This window comes from Enterococcus sp. 9E7_DIV0242, assembly GCF_002140975.2.
GTDB lineage: Bacteria > Bacillota > Bacilli > Lactobacillales > Enterococcaceae > Enterococcus_L > Enterococcus_L clewellii.
This window is the reverse complement of record NZ_CP147247.1, coordinates 1,762,450-1,784,954: the sequence shown is the minus strand read 5'-3', so window position 1 is coordinate 1,784,954 and position 22,505 is coordinate 1,762,450. Positions and strand designations below refer to the sequence as shown.

The window sequence follows — 22,505 nt, the reverse complement described above, 5'->3', positions numbered from 1 at the left end:
ATGAATGTATTAGTTTCTAGAATCGAGAAGATGAAGCCGACATTTGAAAAAATATCAAACAACCCTTATTTACGGGCTATTAGAGATGGGTTTATCAGTTTGATTCCGGTCATTTTGTTTTCAAGTATATTTCTATTAGTCGCATATGTTCCGAACATCTTTGATTTCTATTGGAGTGCAGGAACAGAGGCGATTCTCATGAAGGCATATAATTATTCGATGGGGATTTTGGGATTGCTGATGTCTGCTACTGTAGCAAAAAGTTTGACGGATAATTTCAATAGTAAATTACCAAAAACAAATCAGATCAACAACGTTTCTACCATGATAGCTGCTATTATTTCGTTTCTTCTTATTGGTGTCGATCCTCTGGATGGTGGCTTGGCGACAGGTTTCATGGGGACAAAAGGGTTGTTGACAGCTTTTGTTGTCGGATTTGTTGTTCCAAATATTTATCGTTTCTGTATTAAGAATAACATCACGGTAAAAATGCCGGAGGAAGTTCCGGGCAATATCTCTCAGACCTTTAAAGACTTGATTCCGATCACTCTTTCTGTGGTATTTTTCTGGCTATTCGACCTTGGCTTTAGAAATCTGGTCGGGACCAACTTTTCTGAGAAAGTCATTGAACTCTTCCAGCCGATTTTCAGTGCTGCAGATGGCTATCTAGGCTTGGCTTTGATTTTTGGTGCGATGGCGTTCTTCTGGTTTGTTGGGATTCATGGTCCTTCAATTGTTGAGCCAGCTGTTGCAGCAATCTACATCACAAATGTGGAAGCAAATTTGCAATTATACCAAAATGGTGAGCAGGCCAATCGTATTTTAGCACAAGGTACACAATATTTTGTCGCAACTTTAGGAGGAACTGGCGCAACACTGGTCATTACGCTGATGTTCGCTTTTCTGGCTAAATCCAAGCAGTTAAGGACGATAGGGCGTGCTTCCTCTGTACCAGTTCTATTTGGTGTCAATGAACCTATGTTATTTGGTGCTCCAATCGTATTGAATCCGATTTTCTTTATTCCGTTTATCTTGACACCGATTTTGAATGTTTGGCTGTTTAAGTTCTTTGTCGATGTATTGGGAATGAACGGTTTTATCTACAATTTACCTTGGACAACGCCCGGACCATTGGGGTTGATTATGGGGACAGGTTTTGCCTTTCAAGCAATCATTCTGATGCTCGTTCTTCTAGTTGTTGATTTTCTTATGTACTTCCCATTCTTTAAAGTGTACGATAATGAACTACTGGAAAAGGAACGCACTCAGGAAAATGAACTAGTTGAAGAAAAATTGGAAGCAGTGGAAGAACAAGCTGTGACTGCCGCAGCCGTGGAAGCAATGGCTGAAACGAAGACAGAAAAGAAAATCTTAGTATTATGTGCAAATGGTGCAACTAGTGCAATGTTGGCAAATGCAATCAAGAAGGGTGCGAAAGAAAAGAATATCCCATTGGATTCTACTGCTATGGCATATGGGCAGCATAAAGACTTGCTTGGAGAATTTGATTTGATTATTTTAGCCCCTCAAATGGCATCCATGTTAGGGGAACTGCAAGAGGATGTGAAGGGTCTTAAGACAAGGGCTGCTTCAACTTCCGGAGCAGAGTATGTTGCTCTTGCTCGAACACCTGAAGAGGCAGTGAATTTTGTGTTTGAAAATCTTATATAGAGCGGATGGCTAGCAGAATAAATAAGAAGGAGTCTATCATGCAGAAATTTCCGAAAAATTTTATCTTTGGTGCAGCAACTGCGGCATACCAAGCTGAAGGCGCAACGCAGACCGATGGGAAAGGGAAAACCTATTGGGATGACTACCTAAAAGAACAAGGTGTTTTCGATCCAAATACAGCAAGTGATTTTTACCATAAATACAAAGAGGATATTGAGCAGGCCCATGCGTTTGGTATAAATGGCATTCGGATTTCGATTGCTTGGACCAGAATTTTTCCAGAGGGAACCGGCGTTGTCAATCAAGCAGGTGTGGACTATTATCATGAACTGATCGATGCCTGTTTGTTGCAAGGGGTGGAACCTTTTGTGACACTGCATCATTTTGATACACCGTATCCGCTATATAAAAAGGGAGATTGGTTGTCTTCGGAAATGATTGATGCATATGTCGCTTTTTCTGAATTTTGTTTTAAGGAGTACGGGGAGAAGGTCAACTATTGGATCACGATCAATGAACCGTGGTCTGTCGTTGCAGGACAGTATATCATCGGTCATTTTCCACCAAATATTCACTATGATATTCCAAAAGCGGTGCAGTCTATGCATAATATGATGGTCGCACATGCTCGAGTCGTAAAGTATTACAAAGAACAGAATTATTCAGGAGAAATCGGGATCGTTCATATTTTAGAATCAAAATACCCAATCAGTGAAGCCGTAGCGGATCAGGAAGCGGCAGTCAGAGAGCATACGTTGGCGAATCGTTTTATGCTGGATGCAACCTTCAGAGGGAACTATTCTGATGAGGTCATGGCGATCATTGAAGATATTTTGAAGAAAAATCACGGGGATTTAAATGTAAATCCGACAGATTTCGACTATCTGAGCTATGCGGCAGAGCATATCGATTTTCTGGGAATCAACTATTATGCCAGTCATTTCTTAAAGGCTTACGAAGGAGAAAGTGCGATCCATCATAATGGTACTGGTGAAAAGGGCAGCAGCATTTTTGCACTGAAGGGTATCGGCGAACGAGTCAATAATCCAGCTGTTCCAACAACTGATTGGGATTGGCCAATTTTTCCACAAGGATTAGAAGATATGCTAGTGTTTGTTAAAGAAACCTACCCTAATTATAAAAAAATCTATGTGACTGAAAATGGCATGGGAGATAAGGACATTCTGGTAGAAGAAACAGTTCAGGATACGGCGAGGATCGATTATGTTCGTCAGCATTTAGCCGCTATATTGAAGGCGGTCGACCGTGGTGTAATTGTACAGGGCTACTTTATCTGGTCATTGATGGATGTATTTTCATGGACGAATGGATACAATAAGCGTTATGGCCTATTTTATGTAGACTTCGAGACACAAGAGCGCTATCCAAAGCAAAGTGCGTATTGGTATAAAGAGATGGCAGCAAAAAATGAACTGCTATAAATGAACTGCTACTGATAAATAGAGATAGTTAACGCCCCACAGAGACTTAAGTCATTTCTCTGTGGGGCGTTTTTCGTCAACTATATTCTTAAGTTAAATCTGCTCCGTTGCTTTCGATCACTTTTTGGTACCAGCTGAAGCTGTCCTTTTTATAACGTTTCATGTCTTTCATATCAAAGTCAGAACGATTGATATAGATAAAACCGTAACGTTTTCTAATGCCTTCGTGGGTACTGATCAGATCCATTGCACTCCATGGGCAGTAACCGATAATTTCTGCGCCATCTCCGATCGCTTCATTCATTGTACGAATATGGTCTCGCAAATACTCGATACGGTAAGTATCGTGGATTTTGCCGTCTTCTGTCAACTCATCACGTCCGCCTAATCCGTTCTCAGTTACGATCATTGGTAGATGATAGCGAGAATAGATTTCATTGGCTGTTGTGCGGAAGCCCTCGGGATCGATCTCCCAACCAAATTCTGTCGTACCAAGATGCTCGTTTTTCACGCTTTGGAAATAGCCAGCGAGATTAAATCCACTTTGCTGGTCTGTTTTTCCAGCATTTTCAATGGTTACAGCGCTTGCTTTAACTGTTCCGGAATTGTAATAGTTAAAGGCGATAAAATCACAAGTTCCGGCTTTCATGATTGCCAAATCTTCCTCTGTCATTTCAGGCTCAGCATCAATTGAACGCAGCATAGCCAGTACTTGATGGTTGTACACACCGTAAACCGCTGCATCAAGAAACAGCCAGTTTCTCAATGCATTAAAATTTTGAGCTGCACGAACATCTTCCGGTTTATCTGTTTCGGGATAAGCAACAGCGATGTTTGGTGCCGGGCCAATTTTTCCGTTATATCCTTTTTCGTGATAGTCTTTCATAACCTTTGCTTGAGCAACCAGCATATGGTGATTTTCTTGGAAAAGCTGTTTGTATGGACGATCGCCCGTTCCAACAGCTGCTCCGGCAAGAACCATCATATTTTGTTCGTTGATCGTTTGCCAATAGGTTACTCGATCACCAAAGTGCTCAAACAGAATGTTGCAGTAGCGGACGAAAGCATCAATTGTTGCGCGGTTCCCCCAGCCACCTTTTTCATCAAGAATAGCTGGCAAATCAAAATGGTACACTGTTACCACAGGTTCGATATCATGCTTGATACATTCGTCGATTAGGTCACTGTAAAATTTGATTCCAGCAGGATTGATCTCTCCGTCGCCATCGGGAATAATTCTTGTCCAAGCAATAGAAAAACGATAAGCTTTCAATCCCAATTCCTTGAATAATGCGACGTCCTCTTTCATATGATGGTAATGGTCAGCGGCCACTTTGAAGTCGCTGGTGTTGTCCGGCAATATTTTTACATCTTGGACGGATTTTCCTTTGCCGTCTTCGTCCCAAGCGCCTTCCACTTGATAAGCACTAGTTGCTGCACCCCATAAAAAATTTTTTGGAAAATAGTTCGTCATACTACTTCATCCTTTCCGTTTTAAATCATAAATAAACAATAAGACATGGGAATGTTCCCATGTCAAGAAGTAACTTCAACTAAATCAATAGTGGTTAGATTTTTTTGAAATTGTATTATTAATATCCTAGCTCTCTTCGGCGATTTCTGCTTCCATTTCTTTATCATAAGCTTGTTCGCCTTCCATTTCGATTCTATAAGCTTTCAGGTCTTCCATCTTGAAAAATGGATAGTACAGGCCAAAGCTCAGGAGAATCTGGATAACCTGAAGGAGAGCGCCGCGCCATCCGGAGAGTAAGAAGCCGGCGACAACTGGAGGCGTGGTCCATGGTAGCAAAATCCCATTGGTGAACGGTACTAAACCGGTTGCCATTGCGGAATAAGCGATAATACACATTAACAACGGTGCAATAATAAATGGAATTAACATGATAGGGTTCAATACGATTGGAATACCAAATACTAGTGGTTCATTGATATTGAAAATGGCTGGTGCAAAAGATAGTTTTCCTAAGGTTTTGAATTGGGAAGATTTCGCAAAGAACAGACAGGCAATTGCCAAACCGATCGTCGCACTTGAACCTCCCAATTTGATGAAGTTTCCATAAAATTGAGCGTTCACGATATTCGGCAGTACATCGCCTCGAGCAAAGGCTTCAGCATTTTCTACAGCAAGAGCTGTCCAAATTGGTGTCATAACGGCACCGACAATATTTGAGCCATGGATACCAAAGGACCAAAGTAATGCTTCGAATAAAAGAACGATCAATGTCGCTGGAAGAGAGCTTCCTAATGCTAATAATGGCGTTTGCAGTACATTAAAGATAAAGTTTTGAGCCGTTTCAAATTCTGTAAACGTAAAACCGATACGAATCAAATTGAACACGACAATAACGAAAAATCCTGGAATCAATGCAGAGAATGATTTGGAAACATTTGAAGGAACGGATTCAGGCATTTTGATCGTCCAGCCCTTTTGAGTCACCCAACGGAAAATTTCAACAGCAAGGATCGCTGTGATCATTCCAACAAATAGACCTGAGGCACCAAAGTTTCCTAATGGTAAAAACATATTTCCGGATTCATCAGAAGTCAAAGGTGTCAATACCAGAAAAGCAACGATTGCAATTGCTTGAGAAGAACCTCGGTCAACTTGATAATGCTTTGCCAGTTCACTGGCAATTCCAAGAATAACAAAGATCGTCATCGCATTCATAGTCATGTTGTTTACTTGAAGGAACAAGCTCATCCAGTCTTCACCTAAAACAGATGACATGAAGTTCAAGTAAGCATCTGATGGTAGTTGTGTAACTAATAAGAATAAAGAACCGATAATCAATAAGGGCATAGCAACAAAGAAACCATTTTTTATCGCGGATAGGTAGCGATTTGAATCAAGTTTATAAGCGATCGGGCCTAATTTATCCTGCAAACCATCCATAAATTTATTCATCTTTTTGTCCTCCTTCTAATAAAGATAATGCCATTTCTACTACTTTTGCTCCATCCATTCGCCCATAGTCGATAATGGAGATCGTACTTACAACCAAAGAACTTCCCTGATATTTTTGCTTGTACTTCTCCTCAAGGAAAGAAATTTGAGGGCCCAAAAGTAAAATATCTGTTTCTGATAAATGCTTGTCAAATTGTTTTTCCGGAACAGCAATGATCGTGACATCGATCGCTTGAGCTGCCGCATATTTTTCCATTTTGCTGACGAGAAGACTGGTGGACATTCCTGCAGCACAGGCAACAGTGATGTTGATCATGGTCAGATTCCTCCTTTGTCCAATCGTCGATAAAGCAGAATCATTCGATCGGCCATATCTATTGTGGTAATTGCGCTCATCAGATGGTCTTGACCATGCATCAAAAGCAACGGAGTAGGCAGTACAGCTTCCTCGATCGTTTCATGTGTCAGTAGAGAATGGTAATCATGGGCGATACTGAGTGCTTCATGTGCCTGAGACATTAATGCCTCTGACTGTTGGTATTGCCCAATTGATGCTTGATCGATTGCTTGCATAGCCAAACTTCTTGCTGATCCCCCCTGTAAGATCAAGCCAATAATCCAATCCTCCTCTACAAGTTTATTTTCCATGACAAACCCTCCCATCGTTACTGATTCATCTTTATATAAAGCAAGAAGCATGCCAAAACACATGACAGTCAAAAAGTAGTGTGGTGTACGAAAAGAAGCAGGAGGATGACAGTCTAGTGAAAGAGGCGGTAAACGAGTTTTCGAATGAATAGAAAAAATAGCTGTTATCCCTCATATTGTATGGATAAAAGGGATGTGTTTTGATTCCCAGAAAAAAATGAAACACATGAAAGCAGATTGACCTTTACATTTTATGAAAACCCTTTAAAATGAAAACAGAGAGAGGTGAAGAGATGAAACGGATGGAACTTGTTTACGAAGGGTTGAAGGATTTGTATGATGGGATGGGGATCACAACGAACGAAGTGGCGGCACAGCTGGAGCTTTCTCGTGCGAATGTCAGTAGTGATCTGAATCAGTTAGTTGCTCAGGGAATGGCACGAAAAGAATGCGGTAAGCCGGTCTTATATCATCCTGTGATAAAAATGACAGAGCTGGAGCAGTTTGTATTGAAAAATCCTTCATTGAAGATGATTGTTAATCAGGCGCAGGCGGCCATTTTGTATCCGCCGAATGGGCTGAATATGCTTTTTTATGGAGAAACCGGTGTTGGGAAGTCCATGTTTGTCTCTTATATTTATGATTATGCGAAAACGGTCAAACGAAAATCTGGGGAGTATCCATTCATTCGATTCAATTGTGCGGATTATGCTAATAATCCCCAATTGTTGATGGGTCAGTTGTTTGGGGTCACCAAGAATGCTTATACAGGTGCGGAAGAAGAACGAAGAGGACTGATTGAGAAAGCGGATGGAGGCATTTTGTTTTTAGATGAGATCCATCGTTTGCCTCCGGAAGGGCAGGAAATGTTGTTCACGTTTATTGATTATGGGACGTATAACCGTTTAGGCGAAACTGCGAGGGAACGAAGCGCAACGGTTCAGCTGATCGCAGCAACGACGGAAGCGCCTAATTCCGCGTTGCTGCAGACATTTCAAAGACGAATACCAATGGTTCTGAAAATTCCAAGCTTAGCGGAACGAACCCTAGAGGAAAGAGCCGGCTTGGTCTCGTTGTTTTTACAGGCGGAAGCCAACCGCTTGAACGAGCCAATTAAAATTACACAAAATAGCTTGAGAGCACTAATCAGTTATCATTGTCCCAGCAATATCGGACAGCTAAAAAGTGATATCCAGCTATGCTGTGCAAAGGCGTATGCTGATTTTCTTTTAAATGGACAACAAGATATCCGTATACATAGTCCGGAGTTGGCGTCTCATATTTTGAATGGTCTGTATCAGGAACCGGACAAACGAATCATTTGGCAAAAGATGAAAACAACGGTTGGCAGATATGTTCTTTTTCAACCAGATAAAGAACTGGATAACGAGGGGGCCTCAGACCAGAAAAATATTTATAAACTGTTGAATGAAAAGACCGATGAGGTAAAATCAGGGAAGCTAAGCTATGAAGAACTTGTAAAAATTGTTGAGGAAAATTATTTGTCCTTTTATCGAGAAGAGAGCGACGGACGATCGATCAAAAATCTGAAATCCGTTTTTTCAGAACCCTTATACGAAACGTGTATTCAGACGATTCAGCTGGCAGAGCAGTTATTGAATCGGAAGCTGAATGAGAAAATTCAAGCGAGCTTGGCCATCCATTTACTCAATACCTATGATCGAATTCGACGTGGTGATCCTGTCACAATTCATCCGGATAGTCTTGAGATTGAGACGAAGTATCCAGAATATATCATGATCGCTAAAGAGTGTTTGTTGTACTTGAACTGCTCGCTGGATATCAATATACCGGATGAAGAAGCTGTTTTTCTGGCAATGTTTTTTATCTATAACAGTGATGAAGGCCCAGAGAAATCCAAGCAGGTTCAGGTAATCGTTCTGGCTCACGGGGCTTCTACAGCAACGTCTATGACGACCTTTGTCAATCGACTATTGAATGTTGAGCAAGGTGCTTGGGGAATCAATATGGATCTTGAAGAGAGTCCAAGTGCTATGTTGAAACGTTTGAAGCAGCTCTTGATTGAAAGTAAGACAACGGCCGATTTGCTGTTTTTAGTTGATATGGGGTCTTTAAACAATATCGGCCATGAAATAGAAAAGGAGCTGGGGAATCATTGTGCGACGATTGGTCTGGTAAGTACGTCTCATGTGCTGGAAGCAACTCGAAAAGCTGTGCTGGGGATTTCTCTGGATGAAATCTACCAGTCTACCTTGCAAGTAAACGAATACGCTCAAACAGTCGAGACCTCTGTTTGTCATTCTGCTTGGGATGATAAAAAAGAAGCCGTAATTCTGACCTTTTGCGTGACTGGCGAGGGGACTGCTGTAACGATGAAAAATATTTTGGAAAATAAGTTGGCAATCAATACAGAAGAAGTGAAAATTATTCCTGTAACCTTATTACACAATGAGAGTGCCACCAACTATCTTTTTGCGATGCAAAAAAAATATACAATTTTGTGTATTGTGTCGTCATTGCCTATCAAAACGAGTATCACACAATTTCAATTATATGATTTGTTCCAGTCGGAAGCACTGTCTCAGATTCAAGAAATCGTGGATATTGATAGTACTTATCGGAATATTGGTCAAACCTTGAAAGAGGAGCTTTCTGAAATTGACAGCAATGAAATTGTGACAGATATCAAAAGTATCTTGCCGCATTTGGAGAAAAAGCTGCAGCGACAGTTCCACAAGCGCACGATATTTGGTGCAATTTTTCATATCTGCTGTTTGGTAGATGGGTTGAAAAAAGGCGGCAGAGGCAATGATTTTCCAGATCAAGCAGCGTATGAAGAGCAGTTTCCCTGGGAACACCTGGTAATCAGAGAAGCCGTTCAATCGATTGAAGAGAAGTATGCTGTGACGATTTCGGCCGGAGAAATCAGTTATATGGTCAGTTTGTTTATTACTTACCCACAGGCCGCATTAGGCTGATAGATAAAAGTGAATAATATTTTGTGCATCGATGTTTTTTTCAGCTATGCAAGAAAGAGTAATAAAGATGAAATTACTATAAAAAAATGGTACACTCACTGTAGAAAGTGAGTGATAAGAATGATTCGTTTTGCAAGAAAAGAAGATGGCGCGATGATCGCTCCATTGATTCTTGTTATTTTAAAAGATATGGAGCTGCCTATTTTTGATGAGGTTTCAGAGGAAATGGTGGCGGCGATCCTTGAAGAAACCATAGCAGATCCTACGTACCGCTACGGATACAAAAGAGGACTCGTTTATGAGGTCGAAGGACAGGTAGCAGGAATTGCTTTCGGCTACTCTGCAGAAGATGAACCAACTATTGATGAACCATTGAAGAACACACTGAAAAAACATGGGTTTAATGAAAATCTACAGCTTTTTATCGATCCGGAAACACTGCCAAATGAATGGTATTTGGATACGATTTCTGTAGGTGCCGATTTCCGTGGGCTGGGGATTGGCTCTAAACTATTGGAAGCATTACCTGAACTGGCTAAAAGAGAAGGAAAATCAGTGATTGGTCTGAGTGTAGATAAAGCAAATCCAAATGCAAAACGTTTATATGAGCGCCATGGCTATAAATTCGTAGAAGAGCGCATGATCAGTGGGCACCTTTATGAACATATGCAAAAGAGGATAGATGAATAAAAAAATGAGCCGACAGGGATAAAACCTGTTGGCTCATTTTTTATTTTTAGCAGGAACCCCAGCCGACCATCGTCTGGCGTTTCTGATCATTTTCTCTTTTTTTATTGTAAAGCCAGTAATCAAGAACCGCTGCAATGCAAATACATAACGGGGCATCTTCATCGTTCTCAACTTCCAGACAAAAATAATTGCCTGTGAAAAGAGTAGCCTTACTCATTTCCATGATTTTATGGTTGTTATGATGGATTGTATAATAGTGATTTCGAATATCCCCGATTACTGTCCAGTGAAGCTGATTCACGTAGTAAAAATCGGCATTTAGATTCAATAGCTTTTTCAATGTGCCAACCTTTTCGAACCCCTTATAAAGATCAAAACGAGTGCCGAAGAAAAACGACAGCTGTTTGATACTGGCAACCAGTTCACCGTTCATAGCGTAAAGCGATAAGGCATCTCCACGAGTGCCCCAGCGTCCCACCAGCAAAAAAAGTGATGTACCATCTTCATCTTTTACAATGGTTCGGGTCACGTTGCTCAATTGTTGCTCCTGAATAAAGTATTCAGACACGAAGCTCCACCTCTTTTCAGATTTACCGACAAAAACTATAAATCTTCACGAATCGCCCGTAAAATTGCTTCACCTACACCATTTTCCAAGTTTGTTGATGTCACATACTTGGCATAATCCTTAACCTCTACTTCTGCATTGCCCATCGCAAAACTTACGCCGGCCCATTGCAGCATGCTGACATCGTTGAAATTATCTCCGATTGTCATCACCTGTTCCGCTTTGATTCCTCGCAATTTTGCAACATGCGCAACTGCGATCCCTTTTTGCGCGTTTTTATGATTAATTTCGATATTATTTTGAGCGGAAGAAGTAACCACAACACCCGGCAGCTTTTCAATCTCCATTCCCGTTGGGCCCAGTACTTTTGGACCATCGATGCTGAAGCCGATAATTTTTAATATTTCAATATCTTCACGATCGATGACTTCGCTCATATCTGTCACATAAGTGATTTTTAATAGTGACAAATGAGCGGCTGCCATTGCAATCGCTACCTTATAGGTTAAGTGAGGCATGGTTTCTGCAATATGCGCAGCAAAATTCTCAATTCTCTTTTCCTGATGCTCGGAGAAGATTCCCTCATTTGTAGAAATCTCATAATAAATATTATTTTGATCAAGTAGATCTAGAACTTTTTTAGCAGTAGCTTTCTCGATCCCAGCAGTAAAAATCGTCTTTCCTTGCTTATCGAAAACCTGTGCTCCATTTAGCGTGATCATTGCACAATCGATCCCCGCTTCTTCCAATGCAGGTTGCGCTTCTGAGTATGCCCGACCAGTAGCCACCATAAATTCGACACCTTGACGAGCCGCTTCACGAATAGCAGAAGCGTTGTCATCAGAAATGGCCATCTTAGAATCTAGCAATGTACCATCCATATCTGAAGCTATTAACTTAATCATAAACTATTTCCACCTCATTCATTTTACGTATCTATAGTTTACCATGTTTTCAGTCTAACTGTTATAATAAAATTCCTTGTAACTTTTAATAAAGTTGGTTATTCTAGTTAGGTAAAGGAGCTGAGGACATGAAGACAATTATTCATAATAGCTGGCAAGAAATGTTGGCGGACGAATTTAGCCAACCCTATTATAGTGAGTTAAGAACGTTTTTGAAAACGGAGTATGCCACACAGACGATTTATCCGGATATGTACCATATCTATACTGCATTAGAGTTGACTCCTTATGAGGATGTCAAAGTGGTTATTCTAGGACAAGATCCTTACCATGGACCAAACCAGGCACATGGGTTGAGCTTTTCTGTGCAGCCAGGCATCAAGACACCACCATCCTTGGTTAATATCTATAAAGAGCTACAGGAAGATTTAGGGTATGCACCAGTCAATCATGGCTTTTTGGAGAGTTGGGCGAAGCAGGGGGTCCTATTACTAAACACAGTATTAACGGTTCGAGCAGGTCAGGCGTATTCTCATCGCGGACAAGGCTGGGAACAGCTGACAGATGCAGTGATCAAGAAGCTGAATGAGCGTGATAAGCCTGTTGTTTTCATTTTATGGGGGAAACCGGCACAGGATAAAATACGCATGATCGATACCAATAAACATATAATCATTAAATCACCACACCCAAGTCCTTTGTCTGCACATCGTGGATTTTTCGGGTCAAAACCATTTTCTCAAGCAAACCAAGCTTTGGAGCAATTAGGGGAAACACCAATCAATTGGCAGCTTCCTGATACAGTGTATTAAAACAGATTGGAACTGTTATAGTATAGGTTTGGAAGTTTGTGAATAAGTTATCATAATAAGGTTTTTTCACTGATACAGATAAAAAAAACTGTTATTTTCTTTTAGAATGGTGTATGATTGAGAGCGAACATGTAAAAGAATACTGGAGGGTATATTGTGGAACTATTCGATAACTTAGAAGCGAAAATCATTAATAAAAATGTGAAGATTGTTTTTCCGGAAGCGTTGGATCCAAGAATTTTAGGTGCTGCTGCTCGTTTGAAGGCGGAAGAGTTACTTGAGCCTGTTTTGATTGGTAACCCAGACGAGATCGTTAAAGCAGCCCATGCCCGTGGAATCAAAACATCTAATTTTACGATTGTTGATCCTGATAACTATGACCAATGGGATGAAATGGTTGAATCATTTGTAGAACGTCGTAAAGGAAAAGTCAGCAAAGAAGACGCTGAAAAGATTCTGAAAGACGTAAACTACTTTGGAACAATGTTGACATATATGGGAGTTGCTGACGGAATGGTCAGTGGAGCGGTCCATTCAACAGGTGATACGGTACGTCCGGCACTACAAATCATTAAAACAAAACCAGGAGTTAGCCGTACAAGTGGGGCAATGATCATGTTCCATGGACGCGGACAAGAAAGATATATTTTCTCTGACTGTGCAATCAATGTAAATCCTAATGCGGAAGAGTTAGCTGGAATTGCAATTGAAAGCGCAAAAACAGCGAAGCTGTTTGACATTGAGCCTAAAGTAGCAATGATGAGCTTCTCTACCAAGGGTTCTGCAAAAGCGCCGGAAGTAGATAAAGTTGTTGAAGCAACAAGAATTGCGAAAGAATTAGCGCCTGATTTGGACATCGATGGTGAATTACAGTTTGATGCTTCTTATGCAGCTTCTGTTGCACAATTGAAAGCACCAGGTTCTAATGTTGCGGGTAAAGCAACAGTCTTTGTATTCCCTGAACTGCAATCAGGAAATATTGGCTATAAAATTGCACAACGTTTAGGTAACTTTGAAGCAATCGGACCAATCTTGCAAGGCTTGAACAAACCTGTTTCAGACTTGTCACGTGGTGCGAATGAAGAAGATGTATACAAGCTATCTATCATTACAGCAGCTCAAGCGTTGATGGATAACTAATTAGAAGAACGACAAAAAGACCGACATCTCATGATGTCGGTCTTTTTGTGATACAGCGGCTATAACACAGGCGGCTGTATCATTATCCTTTGCGAATTACCACACAAAGTTACTCTATTATTCTATTTCAAATACTCATCCTTCGTAAATTCAGTCTCTTCATACTTCCCTTTTTCTCCATAAAAACGATTGTAACGCTGTTTAAATTTACGGAAAAGATAAATAACGAAAACCTTGAGCAGACAATAAATCGGAATTCCGAAAATGACCCCTACAAGTCCTAATAAATCACCCATGACCAGTAAAACGAGCAGAATCGTAATCGGATGGATTTTCAGTTTATCACCCATTACACGAGGGACAACCAAATCACCATGAAGTAATTGAATGACAAACCAGACAATCAAAAATTTGATCCCCATGAAGGACGAATCCTGAAAGGCAATGATTAGTCCAGGAATAAATGCGATAAAAGGACCGATATAAGGAATGATACATAAAATCCCAGCGGCCAGAGCCAATATTCCGCCAAAAGGCATACCAATTAATAGGAAGGTCGGCAGATACATGACACCTAAAACAAGAGAAGCAATAATCTGTCCTTTTAAATAGTCACCGATCTGAATATTAATAATTTGGCTGAGTTCATCAAAATCATTGCGAAACACCGGAGGAAACATGCGTTTCAATGTTTGATAAAATTTTTCTTTATCCTTTAGTAGAAAGAACGCAATGATTGGTCCGGTAAATAAGGTCAGGAAGGTAGTAGACACAGCAGAAAATACATTCCCCAAACCTTGAGCCCCCTTTTGCAGATAGTCACCTGCGACGCCGCTGATTTTATTCCAAATATTTTCTAAAGACTCTGTCGCTTGACTAAACTCGCTTGCAAATGGTGTTTTTGCCACGAATGCTTCTGCGCTCTTTTGAAAATCATTTAGAAAAGTTGGAAATTGTTCAATCAACTCTTCGGTCTGTTTCTGAATCATTGGGAAGATTTGTAGTCCACCTAAGAATAACAAGGCCAAAATAAGGATGTACAGCCCGGCGATGATCCAGACACGAGGCATTTTTTTATCCAAGCGTTTAACAATAGGATTCAGTAAATAATAAATAACAATTCCGAAAACTGCCGGAGGAAGAACAGTGATAAAAATGACCCATAATGGGTTGAAAATAAATGAGATTGTGTGAAATAGAAAAATCAGTATCGCAATGAGACACAATACTGCTAGGGTAAATAGTAAATTTCCACCCCCTAAGAAACGTTGCCAACGGCTCTTCTCTTTGTTCATTTTCTCTCTCCCTTTCTAGGGTTCCGTTAAAGGAACGCTCAGTTTTATTATAGACTATCAATAGATAACTGTAAAAATATAGGAAGCAGATAGTGAGAAATGAGTGATAGGAAGTAGATGATGAAAAAGATAAGGCAATCGTCAAATTGAAAATTGTCTTATCCTCTAAAATTGAATGAGGGGTTAATTATTTTGAATACTACGTCACTAGCGGCTCTAGCAAGGGTCCTTTGATCTTTTTCGAATAAAGTGTACTCAGTTCTCCTAAGAGTTCGTACAGGTATTTTTGATCATTGGGGAATGGAAAGACAATAACTTTGTCAGGATCAATATTTTCTGCCAATGTTTCCGAAGATGAAATAACAAAATCTATAGTATCCAGTTGGGTTTCATCGAAGGGATGATTGTCAACAAAAGGGATACCGGCTAAAAAAGTATCCAGCTTTTGGAAAAAGGTGAAGCTGCTTTCATATAGGATAGAGACATGTAATACATATTTTCGTTCCAAGCGTTCGTACTCTGGGAAAAGGAGAATCGCAAAGCTTTGCGTTAACTCTGTTAAACATCTATTCATCCAAAAGAAATGTCTGTGTTTGGAAAGAGCAGACAGTCTTTTTTTTATGGTATGACAAAGTTCCTGAAATAACGGATTGTCTTTGTATAAAAAAGTACAAGTTAAGGATGAGAATGTAGGTGTGTTGCATTGAAAGACAGCATAGCTGAAAAAAATATTGACCATATTCATTCGTATTACTTGTTTTTTAATCATTTTCTTTGAGCCAAAAAGCTCAGTTAGTAAGGGGGTAAGCACTTTTGAATTGAACAAGTACTCAATACTCCCTTCTTTTTGGAGTAATTCCTCCAAACTATGGAAAAGCAAATCATTTTCGTAATAGAAGGAAGGGCCATAGAAAGAAAGCCATGCAAGAAATCTAGCTTCGGCAAGCTGCTTCTCTTTTGGGACCTCCAAAATACTTATGCACTCAGAATAGTTAGGCGAAAGGTTGTTTTTTAACACCGTATCATACTTTGGAGTGTCGGTAACGAAATGCTTACCTTTGATCCGTTGGGCAGCGATTTCTGCATAGTGTCGTGTCATACTTTGAGCTGTTGGATAATCATGGTAGGGAGAGAGTCGCGTAACACTAGATAATTTTTCTGTTTCTTCTATTTGAAAATGTTGCAGCTGTGGGTGTTTTCCTCTGTCTCCCAGCCATAAAAATAGGAGAAAAGTAATCCGGATCAACCGTTCATCCCCTATCAGTTTCATTTTGGAAAAGTTGATTTGCAGGTCCATTGTATGGAGATAGTCATGTAGATTTACCAATCTTCTTCGAACGGTTGAAGAGCTAATAAAATATTTTGTTGAGAACTCTTGAAGTGTTGAAACCTGATTAAGTAAGCATTCGACTAAAAATAAATACGGGATGCTTTTTTTGATCAAATACAGATAATAGCTTTCGGTATTTGGCATCCAGCCATGTATGAAAATCTGATTTGTTGATGTGAGTAAAGGGTATGTATCCTTATCGATCGTCTTTAAGTCAACGGAGAGTTCTGTTAACAGCTGTTTTAATTTTGAATAAGACATTTTTTGCATTGTGGAAATGAAATGTATCGAGTAAATGTTTTCCTGATAGGTTTGCAGCTCTTGGTACAGTTTCAGTTTTTCTAAACTTATTTTATCCAACATAATGGTATTGAATCTATTTTTATACATAAAGAAACACTCCTTTCAAAAGATTTCCAGTTCCATTTATATCAGAAAAAATGAAGAAAAAGCAGTCAAAAACAAGATATATTGTTTTTTATTTTGAAAAAAATATACATTTAAAGCTGTTTAAACACGCTTTTTTTATAAAAAAATAAAATATAAAAGATAGAAAAATTAATCAAAATTACTGTGAATCAAGGTAAGATACACGTGAAAGTAGCAATATATACGAATTTCAAAAAACACTTTTTTGTTTTATGAAATAAATCTTATTTTTTTGGAGGAGGAAACACTATGAAAAAGCAGTTTATCACAACTGCACTGTTGGCCGTCTGTACAGCAGGAATTGCTGTAGGAACAATTGAGGCAAGTGCGAAGGATTATTCAGGAAAGTCCGATTCTAAAGTAGAATTTGAGAGCGGGACCATTGTTATTCCACCAGTTACACCACCAGTTGATCCACCTATTACACCACCTGATACAGATTTTGGATTGCTGTATGTCCCGAAAGAGTTTAATTTTAAGAAAACAGCCGTTCCAGCAACACCAACTGCATTGACAATCAACATAGATTCTACCGTTGAATCAGTAGCAGGAGCAAATCCAACAACAAAGCATGTTGCAATGGCCGATTTGAGAGGAACCTATGTCGGTTGGAAATTGGAAGCAAAAATGACCGAGCTTGAAGGAACAACTGACAGTACACGTAAACTTACAGGCGCAACGATCACAATGAGTCAAGCACTTAAGGAAGTCACAGACCCAGCAACAAATACAATTTCGGATGTGGTATCAACTGCACAACAACCAACTGCAGTCACAGGAGTGACATTGACGACGACAAACACACGTATTTTAACAGGTGATGCAACAAAAGGACAGGGGTATTGGGCTGGCGAATTAACAAATATTCAATTAAACATTCCAGCTTCTGTTTCACCAGTAGCAAATGAAACGTACAAAGGAACGGTAGACTGGACATTGACAGATTCAATTTAGTCAATTTCCCAACTGGGATTGTGGTTAAACATAGCAAGCGTTAAACGAGGGGTGATAAAACTCGCAGAAGTACATCCTAGCTTGATGCGAGCACCACAAGAGGATGAAAGACAATTCTTGCGCGTATCTGTGCGATGAGTAATTGCAGATATGAAGCTCCTTCTATGCTTCTGTAAGTATTCATCGTATAGAGTAAGTTTTGTTATCCCTCTTTTTAAGGAGATCAAGGTTTATGAAAGTAAAGCTATATCATCGGGAAAAGCAATTTTTGATTTGTCTTCTCTTCTTTTTCTTTTTAGGAAGTGTCCCCTCTAAAGTTTCTGCATCAGACGAGCAAACAACAGGCTCAGGTGCTGAAAAATTTGCGGCATTTACAATCAAGCCAAGGCTTCCGGAAAATCAGATGGATGCACATATCCGTTATTTCTATTTGCACGTACAGCCCAATCAAGAACAAGAGTTGGAAATAGAAGTGATCAATCGAAGCAATCAAGCAGAGCTCTACACAGTGGCGCTTCATTCAGCTGGAACGAATGCGAATGGGTTGCTTACCTATGAAGAGGGGAATGAACTGGTCGAGTCAAATGAGGCCGTGTCCATTCAACAATTGGTTACAGTTGAAACCAAAGAATTGAAAGTGGAACCTGGCACAATAGGTATAGCGAAATTGAAGCTCAAAATACCCAATCATGCACTCAAGGGGCTTGTTCTCGGTGGAATCAGTATTCGACCAAAGTTGAAAGAAGAAGAGCAAGGAAGTGGGATGTCTGTAGGGAATACGTATGGCTATGTTTCTGGAATTGCTTTGAAGTCAGATAAAGATTATCTTAATCAAGGCCTAGAAGCCATCGAGCTTTACAATGTTGAACCAGTAATCGATGCTGGCAAGAAATTGCTGACAGCGAGTCTTCTAAATCCATTGCCACAGGTGTTTGGTGAGTTTTCTATCAGTGGGAAACTGATCGACTTAGGAAACAATGAGACAATAACCGAACGAACGATGGAGGAATGCCGGATTGCCCCCCATACACTTTTTCCTTTTCAATTGGATTGGGGAATGGAGGAGGTCAGAGCCGGCAAGTATCGATTTGAAGCAATTGTCACAGGAAAAGAAGAGACTAGTAAAAAATGGGAATTCAGTAGAGAATTCGAGATTTCTTCAAAGAAAGCAAATGAAATGAATGAGGATACTTCCTTTAAGCTGATTGTTCCTCAATGGTTCATCCTTTGTTTTTGTATTCTGGCACTGTTGACTATCACATTACTTGCAGGACTGGTCGTACGATCGAATCGGCAGAAGAAGAAATTCAAGAAGCGAAAAAAGAAAAAAGAATAGAGGGAGGCAAATGCGAAGAAAAAGTAAAGTATTTTTATTTCTACTCAGTCTACTCATCAGTCTGTTCTTACTTCCCAGTCAAGTATTTGCAACAGCAAAAACAGATATTGGCGTGACGTTTACAGAAAATACAACACTCCCTATCGATAATGATCCGAATGATTCCGTCAGTTATCCAGAAACATCAAAGCCGGAAGGCACTGGTGAAAAGTCTTCGGGCAATCTGCCAAGTATGGGAGAGCAGCCATTGATTTATTCAGCAAATATTTTAGGCCTGACTTTTTTATTGGTCCTATTATTGTTAATAAAGACGAGTGGAAAAGAGGTGAGGAGGGATGAATAGGAAGCAGTATTGCAAGAAGTTGTTTGGGTGGCTGTTTTTGCTTGTGACGCTGATTGGCGGGAGCTACCTGTTCACCCCTTCTGAGTTGTCTGCCAAGGAAAGTACGCGTGAAAAACCTATTGAACAAAGTGAACTACCAACCATGGATATGGATGCACGATCAGCTATCCAGCCGTTTGCTATCACCCTACCTACTACGCCACGATATTCTGGTTACGATGATGCCTTTGATATGAAGTACCAATTGCTGAAACATGATGGGACTCCGGCAGTTGGCGTACCTTATGAATATGAAGTAGTCAAATATTATCCTACATTGACTGATTTTCCCGGAATAGAAAATCTTCAGGGAATGAGAGTAATTGCTGACATAGGGGGGACAAAAAGTGGCGTTTCTGATGATAACGGGATTATCACGTTAGCTCAGTTAAATGGTAATGATGGGCAAGGAATGATGGTTCGAGCACTAAGAATCGGTAATCTTGGTGTTTATACAGAGTTGAATATTACACCGGAACCTGCCAGTGGTTTTTCTACCCAAACGGAATATGTAGCTGAAATTTTCTTTTCTCCAACGTCTACTCCGAATTTTGCCCGCATGAATAAATATGTGAAGTGGGACTATTTGGAGACAGCATCCAATGGAACAAGCTTCATTGGTTATGACTATCAAGGTGACTATTTAAAATCGCGATGGAAAAATCTACCTGCTGGAGATAATCAGAATTATATCAATAAAGAGTGGGCAGCACAGGCTTATTCGGCAATTAGTAATTACACTTTAGAGGATAGTCCAATCAAGCTTTTTTACCAACGACCTTATATCGAAGAAGCCTTTGTCGATCCTGAAGGGACACCGATCACACCACCTGCTAATTTTGAACAGAATAAGCGAACCTTATATGAGTCGATTCCGTTTTCACACACGATGGAAAGGGTTCCAACAAGCTATGAGATCAATGGAGAGACCTACGTTTATCGCGGCTATCGAGCAGGTTCGATTTTCAATGCTGCGACACCTCTAAAATACGGGAATCCACCGACTCATTCGATCGATGCGTACGAATCAGCCACGATCTTTCTCGTGTATGAAAAAGGGACACCAATCACTGTGACGGAAAGTTATTATACAGATGAAGGTGCAAAGCTGACCGGCGTATCGGATCAGATCAATGAGGTAATTTCTGGTTCAGAATTTACAAGTACTCCCCAAGCAAAGATCGCAGACACTCAAGGGGAAAGCTGGGTTTATCAAGGCTGGTTGACAGAAAATCAGACGCCAGGTGTGGATACACCGAATACATCACCTGTTAGCTTGCCCGCAGTTACTGCGAGTCAAACGCTCAAGTATGTTTATACTGCGGAACGTGCTGTTGGAACAATAACAGTAAGACCTGATAATGCATTCGCAGCAGTGGGGGAAACGATTCGTTGGATTGGAACCTTAACAAATACTAGCGATGTGCCGATGGAAGGAATTATGCTAGGAAAAGAACTGTTTTCCAGTTTAACCTATGTGACTGAGTCAACGAAAATAGATAATGTCGCTGTGTCAGATACGGTTTGGACTGTTCCTTTAGCACAGACCTTGGCTCCTGGTGCGTCACTTGAAATAACTTTTAATACGAAAACGTTAGGGGATGTTGGAGATGATTGTTATCTTGAGCTATCCGCTGAAGGGAATTTTGATTCAATAAAAGCTAAAAATGTTGTGGAACTGAGGAGTACATCAGGAGCTTTTACGTTGCAGCCAGTGACAACTCCTATTGAATCTGGTGATGTCGTCATTTGGCGTGGAACGTTGAAGAATACCGGAAATGTAGAGATGAACACGATTCAATTAAGTCGTACCTTGCAGGGCGTGGTAGAACCTGAACTCTTTTCTTATGAAGCAAATAGTACGAAAATCAATAATATTTCTCAAGCAGATCAAGTTTGGTTCCCTGACAATCCATTAACCAATAGACTAGCACCAGGGGAAGAGCTGACAATTGAGTTTCAAACAAGGCTTAAGGGAGTACCGGATAAGGACTATCAAGTCGCCATTCAAGTTTCCGGGAATTTTACGTCTCTTACTACACAAGCAACAGCTCAGATTAAGAAGGGGAAGGGGAGTGTGGTTTTAATCCCCTCGAAGAAGCTTGTAGTAACAGGAGATGTAATTAAATGGACGGCAGTTGTTACGAATAGTAATACTATAGCGTTGAGAGATATTCGTTTGGCAATGCAGCTGACTTCTGGAAGTAGTACGCTTACCTATAAGCCGGGGAGTACAACGATTAACTATATGAGCGTAAATGATGATCTTTGGACGACAGAAGAACTTGGACAACCAATCAATCCATCACAGGAGATGTATATTACTTTTGAAACAATAGTTAATGGTATAGGAAATACGGTTGTAGAGGCTGGTATAACATTGACTGGGAATTTTGACAGCATGACTGCTAGCGACTTTGTACGTATCGAAGATGCTGATCATTTCGACTTTTCAAAAATAGAAGATATTGGATTAAAAAATTTACCAAAGCGTTTTGATTTTGGTCGTGCGAACATTTCAGCAGCCGCTCAAAAAAAGGATTTATCTGCAGCTGCTTATACGACGGATACACTATCCAACGGGTTATATGTCCGGATTTTCGATGATCGCGTTGATGGTTCGACAACAGGTTGGCGAATGAATCTCAGTCTTGAACAATTTAAAAATGCTGCAGGAACAGAGCAGCTGCCAACAGCGACAGCGATAGAAGTATCCGGTGTTACCCTAAAGGAAGTGGTTGACCGAGATACAGATGATGAAACGCTGGTACCTGTGACAGGAACAAATAGTCCTAGCCTGACATCGGGCAGTACGTTGAGACTTCCTTCCGATGGTTCCTCAATGGAGCTGATGCAAGCCGAAACTGGAAAAGGGAAAGGGATGTGGCAGGTGATCCTTCCAGCTGAACAAATAAAACTGGCTATCCCCGCGAATGTCGGAAAGATAAATACTGAATACCAAAGTGTGTTGAATTGGACCCTTATCGATGCGTTTTGAAATAAGTAAAGACTAAGGA

18 protein-coding genes are annotated in these 22,505 nt (G+C 40.3%); 10 read left to right on the top strand and 8 right to left on the bottom strand.

Annotated features, from left to right (window positions below):
• Both A5888_RS08415 and lacG read left to right on the top strand, forming a co-directional pair.
• Positions 1–1,671 carry a lactose-specific PTS transporter subunit EIIC gene (locus A5888_RS08415; protein ID WP_086351131.1) on the top strand — a complete coding sequence of 557 codons (1,671 nt, stop codon included), beginning with the start codon at positions 1–3 and terminating at the stop codon, positions 1,669–1,671.
• Positions 1,672–1,709: 38 nt separating this feature from the next.
• On the top strand, positions 1,710–3,113 hold the full coding sequence (gene lacG / locus A5888_RS08410) for a 6-phospho-beta-galactosidase (RefSeq protein WP_086351130.1): 1,404 nt from the start codon (positions 1,710–1,712) through the stop codon (positions 3,111–3,113).
• 88 nt (positions 3,114–3,201) lie between these two features.
• Here lacG and A5888_RS08405 read toward each other — a convergent pair whose 3' ends face one another.
• The 4 genes from A5888_RS08405 to A5888_RS08390 all read right to left on the bottom strand — a co-directional run bounded on the left by A5888_RS08405 (position 3,202) and on the right by A5888_RS08390 (position 6,687).
• The gene (locus tag A5888_RS08405; RefSeq protein ID WP_086351129.1) at positions 3,202–4,587 is read right to left on the bottom strand and encodes a glycoside hydrolase family 1 protein; all 1,386 of its coding nucleotides are present in this window, start codon (positions 4,585–4,587) and stop codon (positions 3,202–3,204) included.
• 126 nt (positions 4,588–4,713) lie between these two features.
• Positions 4,714–6,039, bottom strand: coding sequence for a PTS cellobiose transporter subunit IIC (gene celB, locus A5888_RS08400; RefSeq protein ID WP_086350132.1), 1,326 nt, complete (start codon positions 6,037–6,039; stop codon positions 4,714–4,716).
• Positions 6,032–6,355 (bottom strand): PTS sugar transporter subunit IIB, encoded by a 324-nt coding sequence (locus A5888_RS08395; RefSeq protein WP_086350133.1) that lies wholly within the window; start codon positions 6,353–6,355, stop codon positions 6,032–6,034. Before A5888_RS08395 ends, celB begins: the two co-directional genes overlap by 8 nt.
• A gap of 2 nt (positions 6,356–6,357) precedes the next feature.
• Entirely contained in the window at positions 6,358–6,687 is a 330-nt protein-coding gene (locus A5888_RS08390) for a PTS lactose/cellobiose transporter subunit IIA (RefSeq protein WP_170924846.1), read from the bottom strand.
• 293 nt (positions 6,688–6,980) lie between these two features.
• On the opposite strand from A5888_RS08390, the gene A5888_RS08385 reads away from it, so the two are divergent.
• Together A5888_RS08385 and A5888_RS08380 are read left to right on the top strand one after the other, a co-directional pair.
• Positions 6,981–9,647: a sigma 54-interacting transcriptional regulator gene (locus A5888_RS08385; protein ID WP_086350135.1), complete on the top strand. Its 2,667-nt coding sequence runs from the start codon at positions 6,981–6,983 to the stop codon at positions 9,645–9,647.
• A 120-nt stretch (positions 9,648–9,767) separates the two neighbouring features.
• Positions 9,768–10,337 (top strand): GNAT family N-acetyltransferase, encoded by a 570-nt coding sequence (locus tag A5888_RS08380; protein ID WP_339102037.1) that lies wholly within the window; start codon positions 9,768–9,770, stop codon positions 10,335–10,337.
• 46 nt (positions 10,338–10,383) lie between these two features.
• On the opposite strand, the gene A5888_RS08375 is transcribed toward A5888_RS08380, so the two are convergent.
• Both A5888_RS08375 and A5888_RS08370 read right to left on the bottom strand, forming a co-directional pair.
• Complete coding sequence (locus A5888_RS08375; RefSeq protein WP_086350141.1) at positions 10,384–10,905, bottom strand: LURP-one-related/scramblase family protein; 522 nt, start codon at positions 10,903–10,905, stop codon at positions 10,384–10,386.
• Positions 10,906–10,940: 35 nt separating this feature from the next.
• Positions 10,941–11,810 carry a Cof-type HAD-IIB family hydrolase gene (locus A5888_RS08370; RefSeq protein ID WP_086350142.1) on the bottom strand — a complete coding sequence of 290 codons (870 nt, stop codon included), beginning with the start codon at positions 11,808–11,810 and terminating at the stop codon, positions 10,941–10,943.
• A 128-nt stretch (positions 11,811–11,938) separates the two neighbouring features.
• Here A5888_RS08370 and A5888_RS08365 point away from each other — a divergent pair, with 128 nt between their 5' ends.
• Both A5888_RS08365 and pta read left to right on the top strand, forming a co-directional pair.
• Entirely contained in the window at positions 11,939–12,622 is a 684-nt protein-coding gene (locus A5888_RS08365; protein ID WP_086350136.1) for a uracil-DNA glycosylase, read from the top strand.
• Between the two features lie 156 nt (positions 12,623–12,778).
• Positions 12,779–13,762 (top strand): phosphate acetyltransferase, encoded by a 984-nt coding sequence (pta, locus tag A5888_RS08360; protein ID WP_086350137.1) that lies wholly within the window; start codon positions 12,779–12,781, stop codon positions 13,760–13,762.
• A 122-nt stretch (positions 13,763–13,884) separates the two neighbouring features.
• Here the strand turns inward: pta and A5888_RS08355 are convergent, their stop codons facing one another.
• Both A5888_RS08355 and A5888_RS08350 read right to left on the bottom strand, forming a co-directional pair.
• Positions 13,885–15,057, bottom strand: coding sequence for an AI-2E family transporter (locus A5888_RS08355; RefSeq protein WP_086350138.1), 1,173 nt, complete (start codon positions 15,055–15,057; stop codon positions 13,885–13,887).
• A gap of 199 nt (positions 15,058–15,256) precedes the next feature.
• On the bottom strand, positions 15,257–16,777 hold the full coding sequence (locus A5888_RS08350) for a helix-turn-helix domain-containing protein (RefSeq protein WP_086350139.1): 1,521 nt from the start codon (positions 16,775–16,777) through the stop codon (positions 15,257–15,259).
• A gap of 288 nt (positions 16,778–17,065) precedes the next feature.
• Here A5888_RS08350 and A5888_RS08345 point away from each other — a divergent pair, with 288 nt between their 5' ends.
• The 4 genes from A5888_RS08345 to A5888_RS08330 all read left to right on the top strand — a co-directional run bounded on the left by A5888_RS08345 (position 17,066) and on the right by A5888_RS08330 (position 22,486).
• Entirely contained in the window at positions 17,066–17,770 is a 705-nt protein-coding gene (locus A5888_RS08345) for a WxL domain-containing protein (RefSeq protein WP_086350143.1), read from the top strand.
• Between the two features lie 232 nt (positions 17,771–18,002).
• Complete coding sequence (locus A5888_RS08340; RefSeq protein WP_086350144.1) at positions 18,003–19,106, top strand: DUF916 domain-containing protein; 1,104 nt, start codon at positions 18,003–18,005, stop codon at positions 19,104–19,106.
• 10 nt (positions 19,107–19,116) lie between these two features.
• Positions 19,117–19,449 (top strand): hypothetical protein, encoded by a 333-nt coding sequence (locus tag A5888_RS08335; RefSeq protein WP_086350145.1) that lies wholly within the window; start codon positions 19,117–19,119, stop codon positions 19,447–19,449.
• Positions 19,442–22,486, top strand: a complete 3,045-nt coding sequence (locus tag A5888_RS08330; protein ID WP_086350146.1) for a WxL domain-containing protein — start codon at positions 19,442–19,444, stop codon at positions 22,484–22,486. The genes A5888_RS08335 and A5888_RS08330 overlap by 8 nt, the downstream gene beginning before the upstream one ends.
• Positions 22,487–22,505: the final 19 nt, after the last annotated feature.